This window comes from Aurantibacillus circumpalustris (assembly GCF_029625215.1).
GTDB lineage: Bacteria > Bacteroidota > Bacteroidia > B-17B0 > Aurantibacillaceae > Aurantibacillus > Aurantibacillus circumpalustris.
The window spans coordinates 593,598-611,269 of sequence record NZ_CP121197.1 but is presented as its reverse complement, the minus strand read 5'-3'; the positions used below and the strand labels follow the sequence as shown (position 1 = coordinate 611,269).

The following is a 17,672-nucleotide window of genomic DNA, read 5'->3' as shown; positions in this document are numbered from 1 at the left end:
CACTACCGAAAAAGTTTATTAAACAAATAATAAAATAAAATAATCGCTGCTAATGAAGAAAGCAAAATGATGATCATCTGTTTAGTGTTTGGTTTGGTATTACGATGATCCATTTGGCTTTTATGTTCTGTAATAACACGATGAAGTCCTAAATTTTCTTGAAGAAATTTCACTTCGTCGTAATAATCATTTCCGTAATTAACGGTGTAAAAGTCTTGTTGTTCTACTTTAAAAAACTTTCTACTGCGACTACACCAATCCATTTTGGCGTTATCAATTTGTTTGTAACGACTGTATATTATCCATTCGTCGCCAACCGCGAACTTCTGTGCGCATTCAACATTACATTCGAAAAGCACTTTAAATTCTTGTGTGCTATTTCCTTTATACAATTCTTCTATATCAAAAATAGCTTCTCCAAATTTATGATCGCAATCAACTACACGTAGAATTTTTCCCTTAAATATTATTTCATATTTATTGCATTCTTCAATATTCAGTTGTGTTGAAGGACACTGACAAGCATCTGCTGCCAAAGGAAATAGGAATAATAAGAAATTAAAAACGAGTATAAAATTACACTTCATTAAAATATTTTTTTACAAAGAGTTGAGAAGCATGCATTAATTCGTGAACTACTTCGTCATGACGCATCACAAAAACAACTTTACGATAAGCGTCCATCATCTCTTCAATTTTCGGCGATGATTTTAAAGGTCTTCTGAATTCTAATGCCTGAGCGGCATTAAGTAATTCTATTGATAAAACTTTTTCAGTATTATTTACTACTTGATAACATTTTGTTGCGGCGTTGGCGCCCATACTTACGTGATCTTCCTGACCATTACTACTTACGATGCTGTCAACACTAGCCGGAGTACACAACTGTTTACTTTGACTAACAATACTTGCAGCTGTGTATTGCGGGATCATAAATCCGGAGTTTAATCCTGGATTAGGTGTTAAGAAAGGAGGAAGTCCGCGTTGCCCCGAAATTAAAAGATATGTTCTTCGCTCCGAAATACTTCCCAGTTCGGCCATAGCAATACATAAAAAATCAAGTGCTAAAGCCAAGGGTTGTCCGTGGAAATTTCCACCACTTAAAATTTCATCTTCATCTTCAAAAATAGTTGGGTTATCGGTGACAGAATTTATTTCTGTTTCAAAAACATTGGTCACATAATTTACTGCATCCTTTGTAGCGCCATGCACTTGAGGAACACAACGAAACGAATAAGGATCTTGAACCTGTTCTTTTGCCTTAGCCGTAATTTCGCTTCCTATTAGATGCTTTCGAATAGTTTGCGCCGTTTGTAATTGTCCGGCATGAGCCCTAATAGTATGCAGATGATCTTTAAAGGGATCAATGCGCGCGTCAAATGCATCAATAGATAAAGCGGTAATAAAGTCACCAGCTTTATTTAAGTTATGCGATTTTAATAAACAGTAAATTCCATATGCGCTCATAAACTGAGTGCCGTTAAGTAAGGCAAGACCTTCCTTAGATTTTAATTTTACAGAGCTTAGTTTTTTTTGTTCAAATACAATACGCGTTTCAAGCTGAGAACCTTTGTAATTTACTTTTCCTAAACCTAGAATAGGTAAACACAAATGTGCTAACGGAGCTAGATCTCCGCTTGCACCCAAGGACCCCTGCTGATAAACAACTGGATAAATTTTATGATTAATGAGATCACATAAATGCTCTACAGTCTCAAGTTGAACACCACTTTTACCATAAGAAAGAGATTGTATTTTTAAATACAGCATCAGTTTTACAATTCCCTCAGGCACTTCTTCACCCATGCCGCAAGCATGACTCTTCACTAAATTTTCCTGCAATTGTTCAAGGTCCTTATCCGGAACTATAACGTTGCACAACGATCCAAAACCTGTGTTAATACCATAAATGGGACCGTTGTTGGTTTTTAATTTTTTGTCAAGATAAGCGCGGCAGGCACTGATAGATTTTTTTGAAGCGGTAGATAATTCAACTGTGGCATCTTTATCTGATATAAATTTTTGTAATTCCTCAAGGGTAAGACGTTTGGTATGATCAATTATGAATTTCATGCAAGCTCAGTTTTTAAATAGTGGATCAAATCAGTAATGTTTAATTCTTGTTTATCGCCGGTACTCATTTTTTTAATTGCGTAAACGCCTTTTGTAATTTCATTGCTGCCAACTGTGCACACAAAAGGAATATTTTTTTTATCCGCGTACTCTATTTGTTTTCCAAGTTTTTTAGTAATGTCGGGATAAATTTCACAAGAAATATTTGCATCACGAAGATCTTTGGCCAAATGAATGCAGTAGTATTGCGACTCCTCATCAAAGTGAGTAAAGAGTAAAGCTGTAGATGATGAATTGGAAATAGATTCAGGAAAAACGTTTAATTCTTCCATCACATCGTAAATGCGATCTACGCCAAAAGATATGCCAACTCCACTCATGTTTGGTAAACCAAAAATTCCGGTTAGGTCATCGTACCTGCCGCCACCTAAAATACTTGGCGTAAAGGTTCCGGCATTTGCTTTAACTTCAAAAATAGTACCGGTATAATAATTTAAGCCACGGGCTAAAGTGATATCTAATTCAATCTTTGCATGATTAGGAGAAACGTTTTTTAATAGAAATTCAATTTCTTCGAGACCTTTTTTTCCAATTTCTGTTGATCCAACAAGGCTTCTAAGAATTTCTACCTTTTCATTATTTGAGCCTTTGAAATCGAGAAGCGGTTGAAGCTTGTTAATAGCTTCTGCCGAAATTCCTTTTTCATTCAGCTCTTTATTTACGCCATCTTTTCCAATCTTATCTAGCTTATCAATAGCAACCGTTATATCAATAATTTTGGAAGGCTCATTAATAACTTCTGCTAAAGCAGTTAAAATTTTGCGGTTATTGAATTTTAGTAATACGGGAATGTTTAGTTGGCTAAATGATTTATCCATCATCGCAATTAAATCCAATTCATTCAGCAAAGAGTTGGATCCAATCACATCGGCGTCGCATTGGTAAAATTCACGGTAACGGCCTTTTTGGGGACGATCAGCCCGCCAAACGGGTTGTATTTGATAGCGTTTAAATGGAAAAATAAGTTTGTGCTGATTCATGACAACAAAGCGTGCGAATGGCACTGTGAGGTCGTAGCGTAGTGCTTTTTCTGTTAAATCTTCTGAGTTTCTGGAAGATTCAAGAGAGAGATCAAATTCTTTTTTAAGAAGATCTTTGTTTTTGCTTTCGTGTATGCGAGAGTTCAGAATTTTAAAAATAAGTTGATCTCCTTCATCGCCATATTTTCCAGTTAGCGTGGAAATATTTTCCATCGACGGCGTCTCAATAGGCTCATATCCAAACAGTTCGAAATTATTTCTTAGAATACTTAAAATATAGTTTCGTTTCTGCATTTCTGCAGGACCAAAATCACGGGTTCCTCTTGGTATGGAAGGCTTCATCAATTAGAATTCAAAATAAAATGTAAACTTACTAAAAAAGTGCAAGAATAACATGATTTGCTGTGCTAGTTCTCGCCGCTTGTCCGTAAATACGGTACTTGTAACTAATATACTTGAACGACTGTGTTATCTAAATTTTAAAAATTTTTCGAAATGTGTAGGGGTAAAGCTCAATAGAATTGTCTAAGCATTGAAAATAATGGATAACAAACTAAACTTTTATGGCATTTATTGGTCTTACTAAGCAATTCACCGACAATATGATACAATCTAAACCCTTTCAGAAGATTTTTGCCGCTAAATTATACACAGAAGGCAAATTTTCGACACGGAAACTTGTGAGATAATTTTAGTTTCCATAGGTTTGCATCCGATTTTAAAGAACAGTTACTCAAAAAGAAATAATTTTTATGAAGTTTAAGATAAGTTTACTTTTTTTTCTATTGACTTTTGGTTTATACAGTCAAGAAAAAGCAACAATTAGCGGTTATATTAAAGATGTCAAAAACGGAGAGTCTCTTATTGGAGCTACTGTTTATAAAGTGGGATCTAATATTGGCGCATCGGCAAACGAGTACGGGTTTTACTCCTTCACACTTCCAAAAGGTGAACATGAAATTGGTATTTCTTTAATTGGATATGGCACTTTTACTTTTTCTGTGAAGCTCGATAAAAATATTACTAAAAACGTGGAACTTTCTGAAGAAGGAACCGATTTAGATGAAGTTATTATTACAGGTGAAGCAGAGGATAAAAATGTGAAGAGTGTCGAAATGAGCGTTGCAAAATTAGATATTAAACAAATTAATAAAATTCCAGCTTTGTTAGGTGAAGTAGATGTTATTCGTGCCATTCAATTATTACCTGGTGTGACAACTGTGGGAGAAGGAGCAAGTGGATTTAATGTAAGGGGAGGAAATATTGATCAGAATTTAATTTTATTGGATGAGGCTCCTGTATATAATTCATCGCATTTATTTGGCTTTTTCTCTGTGTTTAATCCCGATGCAGTAAAAGATGTGAAACTTATTAAAGGCGGAATCCCTTCTCAGTATGGTGGACGTGTTTCTTCTATTCTTGATGTTAGAATGAAAGAAGGTAACAGTAAAAAACTTGAAGTAAATGGCGGACTCGGTACTATTTTCAGTCGTTTGAGTATTGAGGCTCCTCTTATTAAAAATAAAGCAAGTTTTATTATTGCTGGTCGTCGCAGTTATATTGATGCTTTAGTGAAACCATTCGTTAAAGATTCTAATCCTCTGAAAAAAGCGAGTTTTTATTTTTATGACCTTACAGCAAAATTTAACTGGAGAATAAATGATAAGAATACGGTGTTTGCTAGTGGTTATTTAGGAAGAGATGTATTCGGCGCTGAGGTTTTTGGTTTTGACTGGGGAAATACAACTGCAACAATGCGTTGGAATCATATTTTTAATACAAAACTATTTATGAATGCCACTGTATTTTACAGTAATTACAATTATAAGCTCGGATTTGAAACCAGCAATGGTACAGGGTTTAAATGGAGAAGTAATATTGTGAATTATAGTGGGAAAACGGATTTTAGTTATTATTTAAATACACGGAATACGATTCGTTTTGGAGTACAAGCCCTGGCCTACGACTTCCTGCCATACGATGCTACTGCCACTTTTGAAGGTGGATCCACTGTTAAGTTTTTGGCCGACAAACGTTATGGCGTTGAGTATTCAGCTTATATCGGCAACGAACAAAAATTAACTCAGAAGTTAACGATTGAATATGGCTTACGCGTAAGTATGTACACCAATATTGGAAAAGGTAAAGCATATTATTTCCGCGATACTATACCAAACACATCATTACCGCTAGAAGAAACAAAAACATTTTCATCAGGAGAACTTATTAAAGAGTATATAAATCCTGAACCTCGTCTTTCTGCGAATTATGTGTTAAACAAATCAAGTTCATTAAAGGCAAGTTATAACCGTATGGCGCAATACATACAGCTTATTAGTAATACAGCTGCAAGTACGCCTTTAGATGTTTACACCATTGCGTCCAATAATTTGAAGCCTTTAATTGCTGATCAAGTGAGCGTAGGATACTTCCGCAACTTTAAAGATAACATGTTTGAAACCTCTGTTGAAGTGTATTACAAGTATTTGAAAAATCAGTTGGACTATATTGATAACGCAGATTTGTTTATTAATGCAACTGTTGAAAATCAATTAGTGCAAGGTTTAGGGAGAGCTTACGGAGCTGAATTCTATGTAAAAAAATCGAAAGGGAGAATACAGGGCTGGATCAGTTATACCATCAGTAAAACCGAACGTAATGTACGTGGGATTAGCAATGATAACTGGTTCTTCAGTCGCTACGACAGAACACATGTATTAAACACAAGCGTAAACTATGATTTAACAAAGCGTTGGAATATCTCAACTAACTTTGTTTTGTTGTCGGGTGTTCCGGGAACTTTTCCAAATTCAAAAATTCAAATTCAAGATCAAAACATTCCTTATAACACAGATGGTATAAGAAATAATTACCGCATTACACCTTATCATCGAATGGATATTGGAGCAACTTATTCGTTTAAGAAAAATGAACGACGTCGTTACAAGCAAACCATTGTGGTAAGCATTTACAATGTGTATAATAGACGAAATGCCTTCAGTATTTATTTTAGAACGAAGGAAGGTGAACCACAACAAACAGAGGCAGTAAGATACTCCATCATTGGTTCATTTGTTCCAGCAATTACATATAATTTTAAATTTTAATCACTGTATATTTCCCATAACATGAAACCATTTATTAATTTTTTATTTTTTACCATTACGGCATTCTTTTTAAGTTCTTGTGAAGATGTTGTTCAGATAAAACTCGACGAAGGGTCTAAGCTTTATGTTATCGACGCTTTTGTAAATGATTTGGATGGTATCCAAACCATCAGAGTTGTTACAAACGACACTTATTTTAGTAACCGTGAAGCTCCACCTGTATCAGGTGCACAAGTAATTTTAAAGGACCTTACAGCATCCAAACAGTTTCTTTTTAGTGATGTTGGCAACGGGAATTATGTCTACAATACTAATGGTAATGATACTATTGCAAAAATTGGACACCAGTATGAATTGAATGTAACGATTGATGGCGATACGTATACATCTTTGGCAATTCAAAAAAGAACAGCAGGATTAGATAGCATAAGAGCTGAGTACAATGATGGTGATAATGGTTTTGGCCCTCCAGAAGATCCTTTTTATTTTTGTAGTTTATGGGCAAAAGATAAAGTGGATAATAACACAGATTATTATTGGGTAAAAACATTTCGTAACGACACCTTATTTAGCGGAACAGGAGATATAAATGTGTGTATTGATGGAACTGGTGGTGCTGTTACCGAGGGCGACTTAGATTCAAACTACTTCACGCCGCCGGCAACATTTTTAGGATTTAAACGCTACCAAAGAGGAAATACTTGTAAGGTAGAAATACATTCTATTTCTCATGATACCTATTTTTTCTTTTTGCAAGCACAAGCACAAATAAATAATGGCGGATTATTTGCTACGACGCCAGAGAATGTAAAAACAAATATTGTAGCACCTGCGGGAGCAAAAACCAAAGCCGTTGGTTGGTTTAATATGGCTAGTGTGGCGACTAAATCGAAATTAATTCCTTAAGTGTAAACAATTGTTTAAGTTCTCCGATCTAGGGAGATAGTTTCGAATCTTTTATTTGTACGGATTTGTTCTCAAACTGCAACGAATCGTTGGGTGTTATTATTTTCAGTAACTTTAATAAAAGTAATGAAAAGAGTCAAACCCACCCTCTGCTTAATCACAGCTTTTCTAATATCAGTGCGCTGTACCGATGTGGTTCAGGTTAAACTGGACAAAGGCTCAGAGCTCATTGTGATCGATGCGTTCTTGGAAAGTCAATACGATGCACAGGCTATTTTTATACACAAAAATTCAACCTATTTTAATTCAGAAGAGCCAGAGCCAATAACGAATGCTAGTGCTACTTTGTATGACCTCACCGAAGACAAATCTTATAAGTTTCAATATGTTCGTGACGACAGGTATGAAATTGAAGTCAAAAAAGAATCGTTTGTCGCCAATCACCAATACAAGTTGGAAATAAATATCGAAGGTTCTATATACACAGCGCTTACTACTCAACCGAGGGCCGCAAGTATTGATAGCATAAGTGCTAAGGCATTTACTAAAGATCAATTTACTGGGGAGGTTAAACCACTTTATTACTCATGTTATCTCTGGGCGAAAGACAAAGCTGATAACAATCCGGATTACTATTGGATTAAATCGAATCGTGATTCTGCCTTCATTAACTTATGTATAGACGGTACTGCTGGGATAGTTAGAGACGCACCAACTGACTCGATCTATTTTTCCACTCCATATAGCTTGTTGGGTTATGCAACCTATGCTCCCGGAAATCTCTGCTATGTTAGCGTATGCGCAATTTCAAAAGAAACTTATGATTTTCTAGAACAGGCGCAGAAACAAATAAACAACGGTGGTTTGTTTGCCACCACGCCGGAAAACATAAAAACAAATTTTACAACGCCAACTGACGCCAAAAGAAAAGCCGTAGGTTGGTTCAGTGTTGCGAATGCGTGTTCGGCAAACAAAGATATTCCAAAATAAGTTTCGGTTGCAAAAGCAGCTACAAAAAATTATTTTTTAATTCGGTAGTATTTTATTGGGTTTTTCATTTGTAATCTGTCACATTTAATTCCGAGTCGCAAAAAAAATGTTCGTCGGCAATTGCATTTGAACAAACTATCACGGTGCGGTTATTTGTATAGCGTGAGATAAGTTCTTTGTACCAAGCAATTGCATTTTTATCAAGATTGCTCACAGGTTCATCTAAAAGTAGCAAAGGAGAGTCTGCTAAAATGGCCAAGCCCAATTTCAAACGTTGTTTCATACCACTCGAGAATTGTTTAATGAATTTATGTTTGGCATTCTGTAATTGAATAATCTCAATTATTTCCTCGTTGGATAAATTATTTACAAAAGGTTTAAACACTTTTGTATGCTCAATCATTTCAACAAGTGTAAAATCTTCTATCAATTGTAAATAAGGTGAAGCAAAAGAAATAATGTTTTTTGTTTTTTCAGGATCTATTTTTTTTTCGTCAACACTAATAGAAACCTCTCCTTCGTTTGGTGTTAAAAATCCCGAAACCACTTGCAGTAAAGTAGATTTACCAGAACCATTACCGCCGAGAACTAAAAGTTTTTGATTGTGTTGAATTTCAAAATTAAGACCTCTAAAGATCCACTCTCTGTTGAATTTTTTTCCAAGATTATATAGAGAGATGGAGAGAGTCAATTGTGTGTGATCAATAGTTTATAGTTGCATCATTGTTTTTATGTCGCCCAGAGACGCGAAGATCGCAAAGTTCTTAATCCTGTGGCCTCTTAAATCTGGAGGGTTCATTAAGTTCTGGTTCACTAAACTAAATTCCTTTCACAATACCGTCCGTTTGTTTGCGGATAAAATCCACAATCTCTCTTCTGGTTTCAGTATCGGGCATTTCGTTTTCTACAATTTCAAGTGCGTTTGACAAATTATGCCCGCGAACAAAAATAATACGGTAAATATCTTCTATTTGTTTTATTTTCTCTTTATCAAATCCTCTGCGGGCCAGACCAATAGTATTTACCCCAATAAATTGAAGTGGTTCACGTGCAACGCGTATGTAAGGTGGGACACTTTTTCTAACAAGCGAAGCACCTGCTACAAAAGAATGTGCTCCAATATTTACAAATTGTTGGGCAGCAACCACTCCTTCAATAATAACGTAATCCTCAACCGTTATATGTCCTGCTAAACTACCATTGTTAGCAATAATAACGTTGTTTCCAATGGCGCAGTCATGACCCAAATGTGTGTAGCACATAATAAGACAGTTGTCGCCGACCTTAGTAGTCATGCGGTCTGCAGTACCTTTGTGTATAGTAGCGTATTCTCTGATGGTTGTATTTTTACCAATAACGGTATTTGATTTTTCGCCATTGTATTTTAAATCCTGACTTACAATACCAATCACGGCACCGGGAAATATTTTACATCCGCTTCCAATAATAGTATCAGGATAAATAACGGCATTTGGGTGAATAAAACAATCGTCTCCTATTTCCACATCGTGGTAAATGGTCGCAAAAGCTTCAATGGTAACATTTTTGCCAATTTTAGCTTTAGGACTTACATTCGCGAGCGGTGAAATCATAAATTTTTAATTAAGCGAGTTGAGGTTCAGTATTCTTAACTTCAATGTTTTTCACTTTTACAATCTGAGCCATCATTTCGGCTTCCATTACCGGTTTGTTTTGCACATAAGCTATACCGCGCATGTGGCAAATACCGCGACGAATCGGAGTAACAAGATTTAAGCTAAACACTACGGTATCGCCCGGAATAACTTGTTGACGGAATTTAACGCCATCAATTTTAATAAAGTAAGTCAAATAATTTTCAGGATCTGTAACAGTTTTTAAAACTAGTACGCCTCCGCATTGCGCCATGGCTTCAATCAGAAATACACCTGGCATTACTGGGTTACCGGGGAAATGTCCTTTAAAAAACTCTTCATTTAAAGTAACATTTTTAACACCAATTACATGATTGTCTGAATACTCCATGATTTTATCTACCAACAACATCGGCTGACGGTGAGGTAATAATTTCATAATGTCCATAATGTTAAGAACCGGAGCAGCATTCAAATCTACTTTTGGATAATCTTTTTCTATTTTTTGTTTTTTAGCAAGTGCCTTTAACTTCTTCGCGAAGTCAACGTTTCCAGCATGACCGGGACGTGCTGCAAGCACATGAATTTTCATTGGTTTTCCAACTAAGGCAAGGTCGCCAACAATATCTAATAGTTTGTGTCTTGCAGGTTCGTTAAAAAAACGAAGTTTGGTATTGTTTAACACTCCACGCCCTTTTACTTCAACGTCTGGCTTATTAAATACTTTACGTAAATGATCCAATTTATCTTTTGGAAGCTCGCTATCTACTAGTACAATTGCGTTATCTAAATCGCCACCTTTAATCAAATTATGCGCTAACAAAGCCTCTAATTCTCTTAAAAAAACAAAGGTACGGCAAGGTGCAATTTCTTGCTTAAATTCGGCTATGTTATACATCGAGGCGTGTTGCGTACCAAGTACTTCGCTTCCATAATCAACCATTACAGTTAAACGGAAATCGTCCTGAGGTACCGCAAGCATCTCCACTTTTTTAACGGTATCTTCAAAAGTTAAATTTTCCGTCAACTCAAAATAGTCGCGTTCGGATTCTTGTTCAACAACTCCAACACTTTCAAGAGCTTCAATAAATTTTAATGAGCTTCCGTCCATTATTGGCATTTCTGGACCGGTAACCTGAATCATACAATTATCAATTCCAAGACCCATTAAGGCAGCTAATACGTGTTCGGTGGTGTGCACGCGTACACCATTTTTTTCAAGCGTAGTGCCTCGGGAAGTATCTACCACTAAATCAACATCAGCATCAATTATCGGATGCCCTTCAATATCAACACGTTGAAATTTAAACCAATGATTCTCCTCTGCAGGGTTAAACGTAATTGTTACAGGTTTACCAGTATGTAAACCAACTCCTGATAAAGAAACAGCTTTTTTTATTGTTCTTTGCTTATCACTCATGTAAATGGTAGTTAAAGCATTAAAGGTACAAAAAATCAGAGAATCTCTAAATATTTCTTACTCAAAACTGAGGTACGGAAGCAGTTTTTGAACAAGACCATTATCATTTAAAATATCCTTTAAGTTCATAGCATTAATGGTAGTTTTTCTTCGCCAATCGAAAATTGTTTTCGTGTTTTCGTAGGTGAGATAAGGGTGCTTATTAATGGTTTTAAAATCGTCTTTATTGAGATTAATTTTTTGAATAGTTTTTGCGTCCACATAACACAGGTTTTTCACCTTTTCGTAGAGCTCATCATTAAAGCCATAAACCTCTTTAAGCTGGTCTACCGTTACAAATCCACCCAACATGCCTCTGTATTTTAGTATGCGTTTAGCATAAGAAGCCCCAATTCCATTTAAAGCAACAAGACTTGCACTATCGGCAGAATTTAGTTCAATTTTTATAGAAGTTTGTTTTACGTGATTTTCTATTATAACTTTTTGCTCCCCTTGTTTTTTGAAATCTGGTTGAGCTGTTTGCTCTTCAATCAAAATGTATGGTTCAAGTTGCGCAAATAATTTATCATTAATACCGTATACTTTTTGAAGATCCTTCTTTTGTTTAAATACAAAGCCATTTTTCCTGAATTTCAAAAAAATTAGCGCCGTTTTTTCCTTAAAGCCTAATTGCTTTAATTGCTCTAAGGACACGGTATTTGGGTTAAATACAAAAAGTGTGGAGTTGGAATTATCTTGTACTACTTTGTTTTTTGAATGTGAGTGCGATTTGCTATAAACACTATCAAGCTTTTTTTCAATAAGGGGAAGATCAAGTAAAACAATAGCATCGGGCTTAATAAAAAGTGGATACGTAAGCCTTATCAGTAACAAAACAAAGCTTATTACCAGAAGCACAAATAAGCCATTACGTTGCTGCTTGTTGAAACCAAAATAGTTATTCAGAAAACTTTGAAGCATTTTTTGACTTATTAAAAAAGTAATAAACAGGCAGCCCTAAAGCAATAATAACAAGTCCAAGAAAGGTGTTTTGAGGTTTATAAATTAAAAGATCAAGACAAATGGCTCCTGCAAGTAAAATATAAAGAGCCGGAATTATTGGATATCCAAAAGCTTTATAAGGACGCGGCGCATCGGGTTCTTTTTTTCTCAGATAAAATAAAGCAGAAATAGTAACAATGTAAAACAGTAGCGAAGCAAATGTGCAATAATCCAATAAAGAACCATAAGAGCCACTCAAACAAAGTACAGATGACCAAAATGCCTGAAACCATAAGGCTTTAGAAGGCACATCAAATTTATTAATGTGGGAAGCAGATTTAAAAAACAAACCTTCATTAGCCATTGCTTGAAATAAACGGGCGCCGGAAAGAATTAATCCGTTATTGCATCCAAATGTTGAAATAACAATTAAAAGCGCCATAATGTATGACGATACATCTCCGAAAACCGGATACATAGCGGCTGATCCAACTCTGTCATTTTGCGCATATTCAATTCCTTTGCCAATAACAGTTTGCGCATCTGGTGAACCTAAAGCGGGTAAAAGCATAAAGTAAGCGATGTTTGCTAGGATATAAAGAACCGTTACCAACAAAACACCGACCAAAAGTCCAATGGGAATATTCTTTTGGGGTTCTTTTATTTCTCCGGCAATAAAGGTGACGTTATTCCAGGCATCGCTGCTAAATAATGATCCGATTAGTGCTACACCCATGGCACTCATTAACGCAATGGCACTAAACCCATTTTGTTTGGTAGCGAACGTTTCATTTTTAAAAGGCAATTCAATATTTGTTTGCCAATAGCCACTTTTGTATCCAACGGCAAAGCCTAGTATAATTAGGCCAAATAGAGCAAGTAGTTTAGTGCTAGTAAAAATGCGTTGAATTATTCTGCCATTATTTATTCCTAATGAATTCAGGTAAGTTAGAAAGACAATACTTACTACACCAAGAAGTTGTGTGGTGGAAATACTAAATTGATTGATGGTTACAACACTGTTTGATTCGTCAAAAAACGGAATAAATACACCTACGTATCTAGCGAAAGCAACGGCTACGGCAGCAATCACGCCAGTTTGTATAACTGTAAAAACGGTCCAGCCATAAACAAATGAAGTAAGTTTGCCGTAGGCTCTTTTTAAATAAATAAATTGCCCACCTGCTTCCGGCATCATTCCAGCGAGCTCGCCATAACTTAATGCTGCAAATAGGGTTATTATTCCGCTAATTACCCAGCACATTAATACCCAAAACGGAGAGCCTAAAACCCGCGTCATGTCTGCAGCTACAATAAATACGCCAGAACCAATCATACTGCCTGACACGAGCATAATGGTATCAAACAGATTTAAACTCCTTTTTAATTCGGACATATTGAAAAATAGTTTTAAAAGATACTTAAATTTGCACAGCAATATATCTATTAAATATTAAGAATAAAACTAGATAAAGGATGTTGAGCGATAAAAACCTTTTTTTAGGTGAAACAAAATTAAAAAAGCATGAAGGTATTAGGCGACAGGATAAGTATTTTAAAAAAAGAAAATTTAATAAGTGTGGTGATTTTGCCAACAACAGATAAAACAAAACTTAGAATACTTTTTTTGTGGTTGCTGGCATGGACAGTTTGTGGGCTTATTGTGTTTGCCAACTATTTTAAAGTTACCGATCAAAATGCAAAATTATTTATAATGGTGTATTTATCGTTTTGGTTTTATTTTGAGTTTAATATTGTGAGAAGTTTTATTTGGAAACGCTCGGGCAAGGAAAAACTTTGGATACAGTCTGGCATTCTCTACTACCAAAGAGAGTTAAATAAGAAAGGAAAAATTTTAGAGTTCAACTTAGATTTAATAAGTCCGCTGCAACTTATTGAATTGAAACCAACGCGATTCAGTGATATTATTAACCAGAGTTTTTGGGTAAAAGGCGGAGAGCGGCTGGAGTTTTATTCGCAAACAAAAAACGTTCAGCTTGGCATGCAAATTACCGATGAGGAGGCTGTAACCATAATGAACGAAATAAATCGGTTTATTCCTTAAGCCTTAAATCTCAGGCCTGCATTTTAACATCAGTCTTCTAAATCGATGTAGGGATTTAAAAGCAAAAGAGTTATCTTGCACCTCACATTAATTTAAAATGAAAAAAATAATTTTCGTCCTAAGTCTTACGCTAATTTTTAATTTGCAAGCGCAAGTTTTGCAGAGAACTTGTGGCACACCTAATTTACCGGCACAATACGAAAGTTGGGTGCAAAGTTTGATTCCTACTCCAGGTAAATACGGAACGGCTTCGGTTAATTCTGTATTTAATATTCCTGTTATTGTTCATATTATTCATAATAATGAGTCTATTAATAGTATTTCAGCCACGAGTGGGAATAATTTAAACGCCGCTCAGGTAATTGATCAGATAAATATCTTAAACAAAGATTATAATGGCACAAATGCTGACACCAATTTAATACCAGCAGTGTTTAAGCCTTTGTTAGGAAAATTTCAGGTCAATTTTTGCCTTGCAGTTGTTAACCCAACTGGCGGTGTGCTTGCAGAGCCCGGGATTGATAGGATTAATCGTGTTGCTAAAAATTGGTCAGCAACACCTTATTCACAAACGTATATTAATTCTACTGTTAAACCAAATAGCATCTGGGATCCAAATCGTTATTTGAATATTTGGATTGCGCCGTTAAGCAATAATCTTCTTGGTTACGCTACTTTTCCAGATCCGGTTGGTTCTGGTATTCAGGGGTTAACAGGAACTTTTGGTTCTGCAACAACAGATGGAGTTGTTATTTTAACTTCTGCTTTTGGAAGCATTGGTACTGCACAAAGTGGAGTTTACAATAAAGGTAGAACAGCCACTCACGAAATTGGACACTGGATTGGCTTAAGACATATTTGGGGTGATTCAAATTGCGGAACAGACTATTGTATTGATACACCTCCTGCTCAAGCTGCAAATTACGGTTGTCCGAGTTTTCCTTACAAATTGGGAACGTGTTCTGGAAATGCTACAGGAGAGATGACCATGAATTATATGGATTATACAAACGATGCATGTATGTACATGTTTACTGCTGATCAAAAATACCGCGCTCAGTTAATTTTGACGAACTCACCAATTCGTGCCGCACTTATTACTTCCACAGTTTGTAATCTTCCAATAATCATTAATGATATAGGAATTACTTACGTTGCGAGCCCAGGTTACTCCCAATCCATTAATTGTGTAGATAATATCAATCCAGTAATTAAGATCACCAATTATGGGACTACTGTAGTAAACACAGCGCTTATTACATATAATGTTGATGGCGTAAATACGCAAACTTTAAACTGGTCAGGATCGGCTTCGCCAAATACTTCGTTTACAGTATCAATACCGCAAATAAACGGCATAGGTTTTGGAACGCACATGTTTAGTGTAAATATATCTTTACCAAATGGAGGAACGGATAGTAATTTAAATAATAACAACAACCAGCAACAATTTTCGATCGTAAATAATTTTGCCTTTAATGCTCCTTCGGGAACTATTTGCCAAGGAAATTCAATTGTTTTAACTGCCAGTGGTGCTGCAAGTTACAGTTGGAGTACAGGCGCCCCTACATCTAGTGTCTCGTTAAATCCAAGTACAACTACCACTTATACAGTAACGGGTTTTTACGGTTTGTGCAACGTGCCAAAAACAGTTACTATAACGGTTCAAGCAGCGCCTGTTTTAACAATAGATAAAAACCACGTATGCGAGGGTCAGCCGACTTCAATTACGGCTTCGGGTGCTAATTCATATAGTTGGAGTAGTGGCGAAACTTCTGCCGTAATCAATGTAACTTTGTCCGCGAGCGCGCAATATACACTCACAGGGTCTAGTTCTGCAGGCTGCGTAACAGCGCAAATTCAGACAATTCTTATAGACCCATTGCCTACTGTTACACTTTTTCCTGGAACTGTTAGTTGTACACTTTGCAATAATGCAACCATTTCAGTAAACGCATCGGGAGGAACTTCCCCTTACACTTATAATTGGATTCCAGGCAATATCACAACGCAAACCGTTAGCGATTTGGAAATAGGTTGCTATACTGTTACTGTAACAGATGCTCTAGGTTGTTCTTTAACGGATGAAACCTGTGTGAGTTTTGATGTAGGTATTTCTTCACAAACGCTTAGTAACGATTCTTTCAAAATTTGGCCTAACCCTAGTAGCGCGATTTTTACCGTTGAATTTGTAAATAATGACTTAAAAAAAGTAGAAATAATAAATTCGATTGGTGAGGTGGTTTATTCAAACCAAACACAAAATAATTTTGTGCCTATTAATTTAGAGGCTTACTCTAATGGAATTTACTATTTGAGAGTAAAAACAAACAATGCTGTTGAAGTACAGAAAATTATAAAGCGATAACCACATCAAATTAATTTATAGGTAGCGCCAAAAAACTAAACATTAAATAGTTTTTTGGCGCTATTTTATTTTAGTGAAGAATTTTAAAAACGAGTTCCTTTAACAACTCGCCATAAGTAACGCCACTGTTATCAACCCCTTTTGATTTAAGGTCTATTTCTTTGAGGTAAGAAAAAATTAGTTTTAGCTTCGAGGAATTATAATTTAGAGCGGCCTTTGCGTAACCATCAACAAAGAAAGGATTTACACCCAAAGCTTGCGCAGCAGCAAATTTACTCTTGTCCTGCAGAAAGTGATATTTTAAAATTTTGCTGAAGTATCCGTATAAAGAAATAAGCACAAGTGGCGCTGGATTATCTTTTTCATTTGCTGCAAAATGATTAATAATCCTGTTGGCTTTTAGCACATCTTTTTTTGCAAGCGCATCTTGCAGTTCAAATACATTGTAATCTTTGCTTATGCCAATGTTATCCTGTATAAGGTCGGCTGTTACCTCTTTTCCCTCAGGAAGACTAATAAGTAGCTTATCAATTTCGTTAGAAATTTTACTTAAATCGTTCCCTAAAAACTCAGCCATTAAAAGCGTTGCTTTTGGCCCGATGGTATATTTTTTTTCTTTTACGTATTCATTTATCCATTCAGGGACTTGATTATCATACAGTTTTTTTGTTTCCAAAAACACCGCATTTTTTTGAAGTGCTTTAGCTATCGCACTTCTTTTATCGATGGTTTTGTACTTAAAGCAAAATACGAGAATAGTAGATGGTTGTGGATTTGTAATGTAGTTGAGGAATTGTTGTGTCGCATTGTTAGATTCGTTTTTCGAGCCACCACCGCCGTCATCAGATGCAGCACTTTTATTTAATTCTTTAATGTTTTGCGCTTCCTTAACAATAACTACGTTGTGTTCGCTCATCATTGGAAACTGTTTTGCTAATCCAAGAATGCTTACCAAATCGGCATCTTTACCATAAACAACTGTCTGATTAAATTCTTTATCAGAATTCTCAAGAACATTATTCTCTATGTAATCGCTAATTACGTCAATGTAATAAGCTTCTTCGCCACTTAAGAAATACACGGGTTTAAAAATCTTCCGCTTAAGGTCT

Annotated in this window: 14 protein-coding genes; 5 read left to right on the top strand and 9 right to left on the bottom strand. The window is 35.8% G+C overall.

The window, feature by feature from the left end; genetic code table 11:
• Window positions 1–2: 2 nt before the first annotated feature.
• The 3 genes from P2086_RS02455 to hisS are packed head-to-tail and all read right to left on the bottom strand — an operon-like array spanning window position 3 to window position 3,455.
• Complete coding sequence (locus P2086_RS02455; RefSeq protein ID WP_317898847.1) at window positions 3–587, bottom strand: hypothetical protein; 585 nt, start codon at window positions 585–587, stop codon at window positions 3–5.
• Window positions 577–2,073 (bottom strand): histidine ammonia-lyase, encoded by a 1,497-nt coding sequence (hutH, locus tag P2086_RS02450; RefSeq protein ID WP_317898846.1) that lies wholly within the window; start codon window positions 2,071–2,073, stop codon window positions 577–579. Before hutH ends, P2086_RS02455 begins: the two co-directional genes overlap by 11 nt.
• Entirely contained in the window at window positions 2,070–3,455 is a 1,386-nt protein-coding gene (gene hisS / locus P2086_RS02445; RefSeq protein WP_317898845.1) for a histidine--tRNA ligase, read from the bottom strand. Before hisS ends, hutH begins: the two co-directional genes overlap by 4 nt.
• Window positions 3,456–3,865: 410 nt before the next feature.
• Between hisS and P2086_RS02440 the strand changes: the two genes are divergently transcribed.
• The 3 genes from P2086_RS02440 to P2086_RS02430 all read left to right on the top strand — a co-directional run bounded on the left by P2086_RS02440 (window position 3,866) and on the right by P2086_RS02430 (window position 8,116).
• Complete coding sequence (locus tag P2086_RS02440; protein ID WP_317898844.1) at window positions 3,866–6,220, top strand: TonB-dependent receptor; 2,355 nt, start codon at window positions 3,866–3,868, stop codon at window positions 6,218–6,220.
• A 21-nt stretch (window positions 6,221–6,241) separates the two neighbouring features.
• Complete coding sequence (locus P2086_RS02435; protein WP_317898843.1) at window positions 6,242–7,126, top strand: DUF4249 family protein; 885 nt, start codon at window positions 6,242–6,244, stop codon at window positions 7,124–7,126.
• 126 nt (window positions 7,127–7,252) lie between these two features.
• Window positions 7,253–8,116: a DUF4249 family protein gene (locus P2086_RS02430; RefSeq protein WP_317898842.1), complete on the top strand. Its 864-nt coding sequence runs from the start codon at window positions 7,253–7,255 to the stop codon at window positions 8,114–8,116.
• 64 nt (window positions 8,117–8,180) lie between these two features.
• On the opposite strand, the gene P2086_RS02425 is transcribed toward P2086_RS02430, so the two are convergent.
• The 5 genes from P2086_RS02425 to P2086_RS02405 all read right to left on the bottom strand — a co-directional run bounded on the left by P2086_RS02425 (window position 8,181) and on the right by P2086_RS02405 (window position 13,526).
• Window positions 8,181–8,807, bottom strand: coding sequence for an ABC transporter ATP-binding protein (locus P2086_RS02425; protein ID WP_317898841.1), 627 nt, complete (start codon window positions 8,805–8,807; stop codon window positions 8,181–8,183).
• Window positions 8,808–8,934: 127 nt separating this feature from the next.
• A complete protein-coding gene (gene lpxA / locus P2086_RS02420) occupies window positions 8,935–9,708 on the bottom strand; it encodes an acyl-ACP--UDP-N-acetylglucosamine O-acyltransferase (RefSeq protein ID WP_317898840.1) in 774 nt (257 codons plus the stop codon).
• Between the two features lie 10 nt (window positions 9,709–9,718).
• The gene (locus P2086_RS02415) at window positions 9,719–11,149 is read right to left on the bottom strand and encodes a bifunctional UDP-3-O-[3-hydroxymyristoyl] N-acetylglucosamine deacetylase/3-hydroxyacyl-ACP dehydratase (RefSeq protein ID WP_317898839.1); all 1,431 of its coding nucleotides are present in this window, start codon (window positions 11,147–11,149) and stop codon (window positions 9,719–9,721) included.
• Between the two features lie 57 nt (window positions 11,150–11,206).
• Entirely contained in the window at window positions 11,207–12,109 is a 903-nt protein-coding gene (locus tag P2086_RS02410; RefSeq protein ID WP_317898838.1) for a ComEA family DNA-binding protein, read from the bottom strand.
• A complete protein-coding gene (locus P2086_RS02405) occupies window positions 12,087–13,526 on the bottom strand; it encodes an APC family permease (protein ID WP_317898837.1) in 1,440 nt (479 codons plus the stop codon). The genes P2086_RS02410 and P2086_RS02405 overlap by 23 nt, the downstream gene beginning before the upstream one ends.
• Before the next feature lie 129 nt (window positions 13,527–13,655).
• Between P2086_RS02405 and P2086_RS02400 the strand changes: the two genes are divergently transcribed.
• Both P2086_RS02400 and P2086_RS02395 read left to right on the top strand, forming a co-directional pair.
• Entirely contained in the window at window positions 13,656–14,195 is a 540-nt protein-coding gene (locus P2086_RS02400) for a hypothetical protein (RefSeq protein WP_317898836.1), read from the top strand.
• A 97-nt stretch (window positions 14,196–14,292) separates the two neighbouring features.
• The gene (locus tag P2086_RS02395; RefSeq protein ID WP_317898835.1) at window positions 14,293–16,563 is read left to right on the top strand and encodes a T9SS type A sorting domain-containing protein; all 2,271 of its coding nucleotides are present in this window, start codon (window positions 14,293–14,295) and stop codon (window positions 16,561–16,563) included.
• A gap of 70 nt (window positions 16,564–16,633) precedes the next feature.
• Here the strand turns inward: P2086_RS02395 and holA are convergent, their stop codons facing one another.
• Window positions 16,634–17,644, bottom strand: a complete 1,011-nt coding sequence (holA, locus tag P2086_RS02390; protein WP_317898834.1) for a DNA polymerase III subunit delta — start codon at window positions 17,642–17,644, stop codon at window positions 16,634–16,636.
• Window positions 17,645–17,672: the final 28 nt, after the last annotated feature.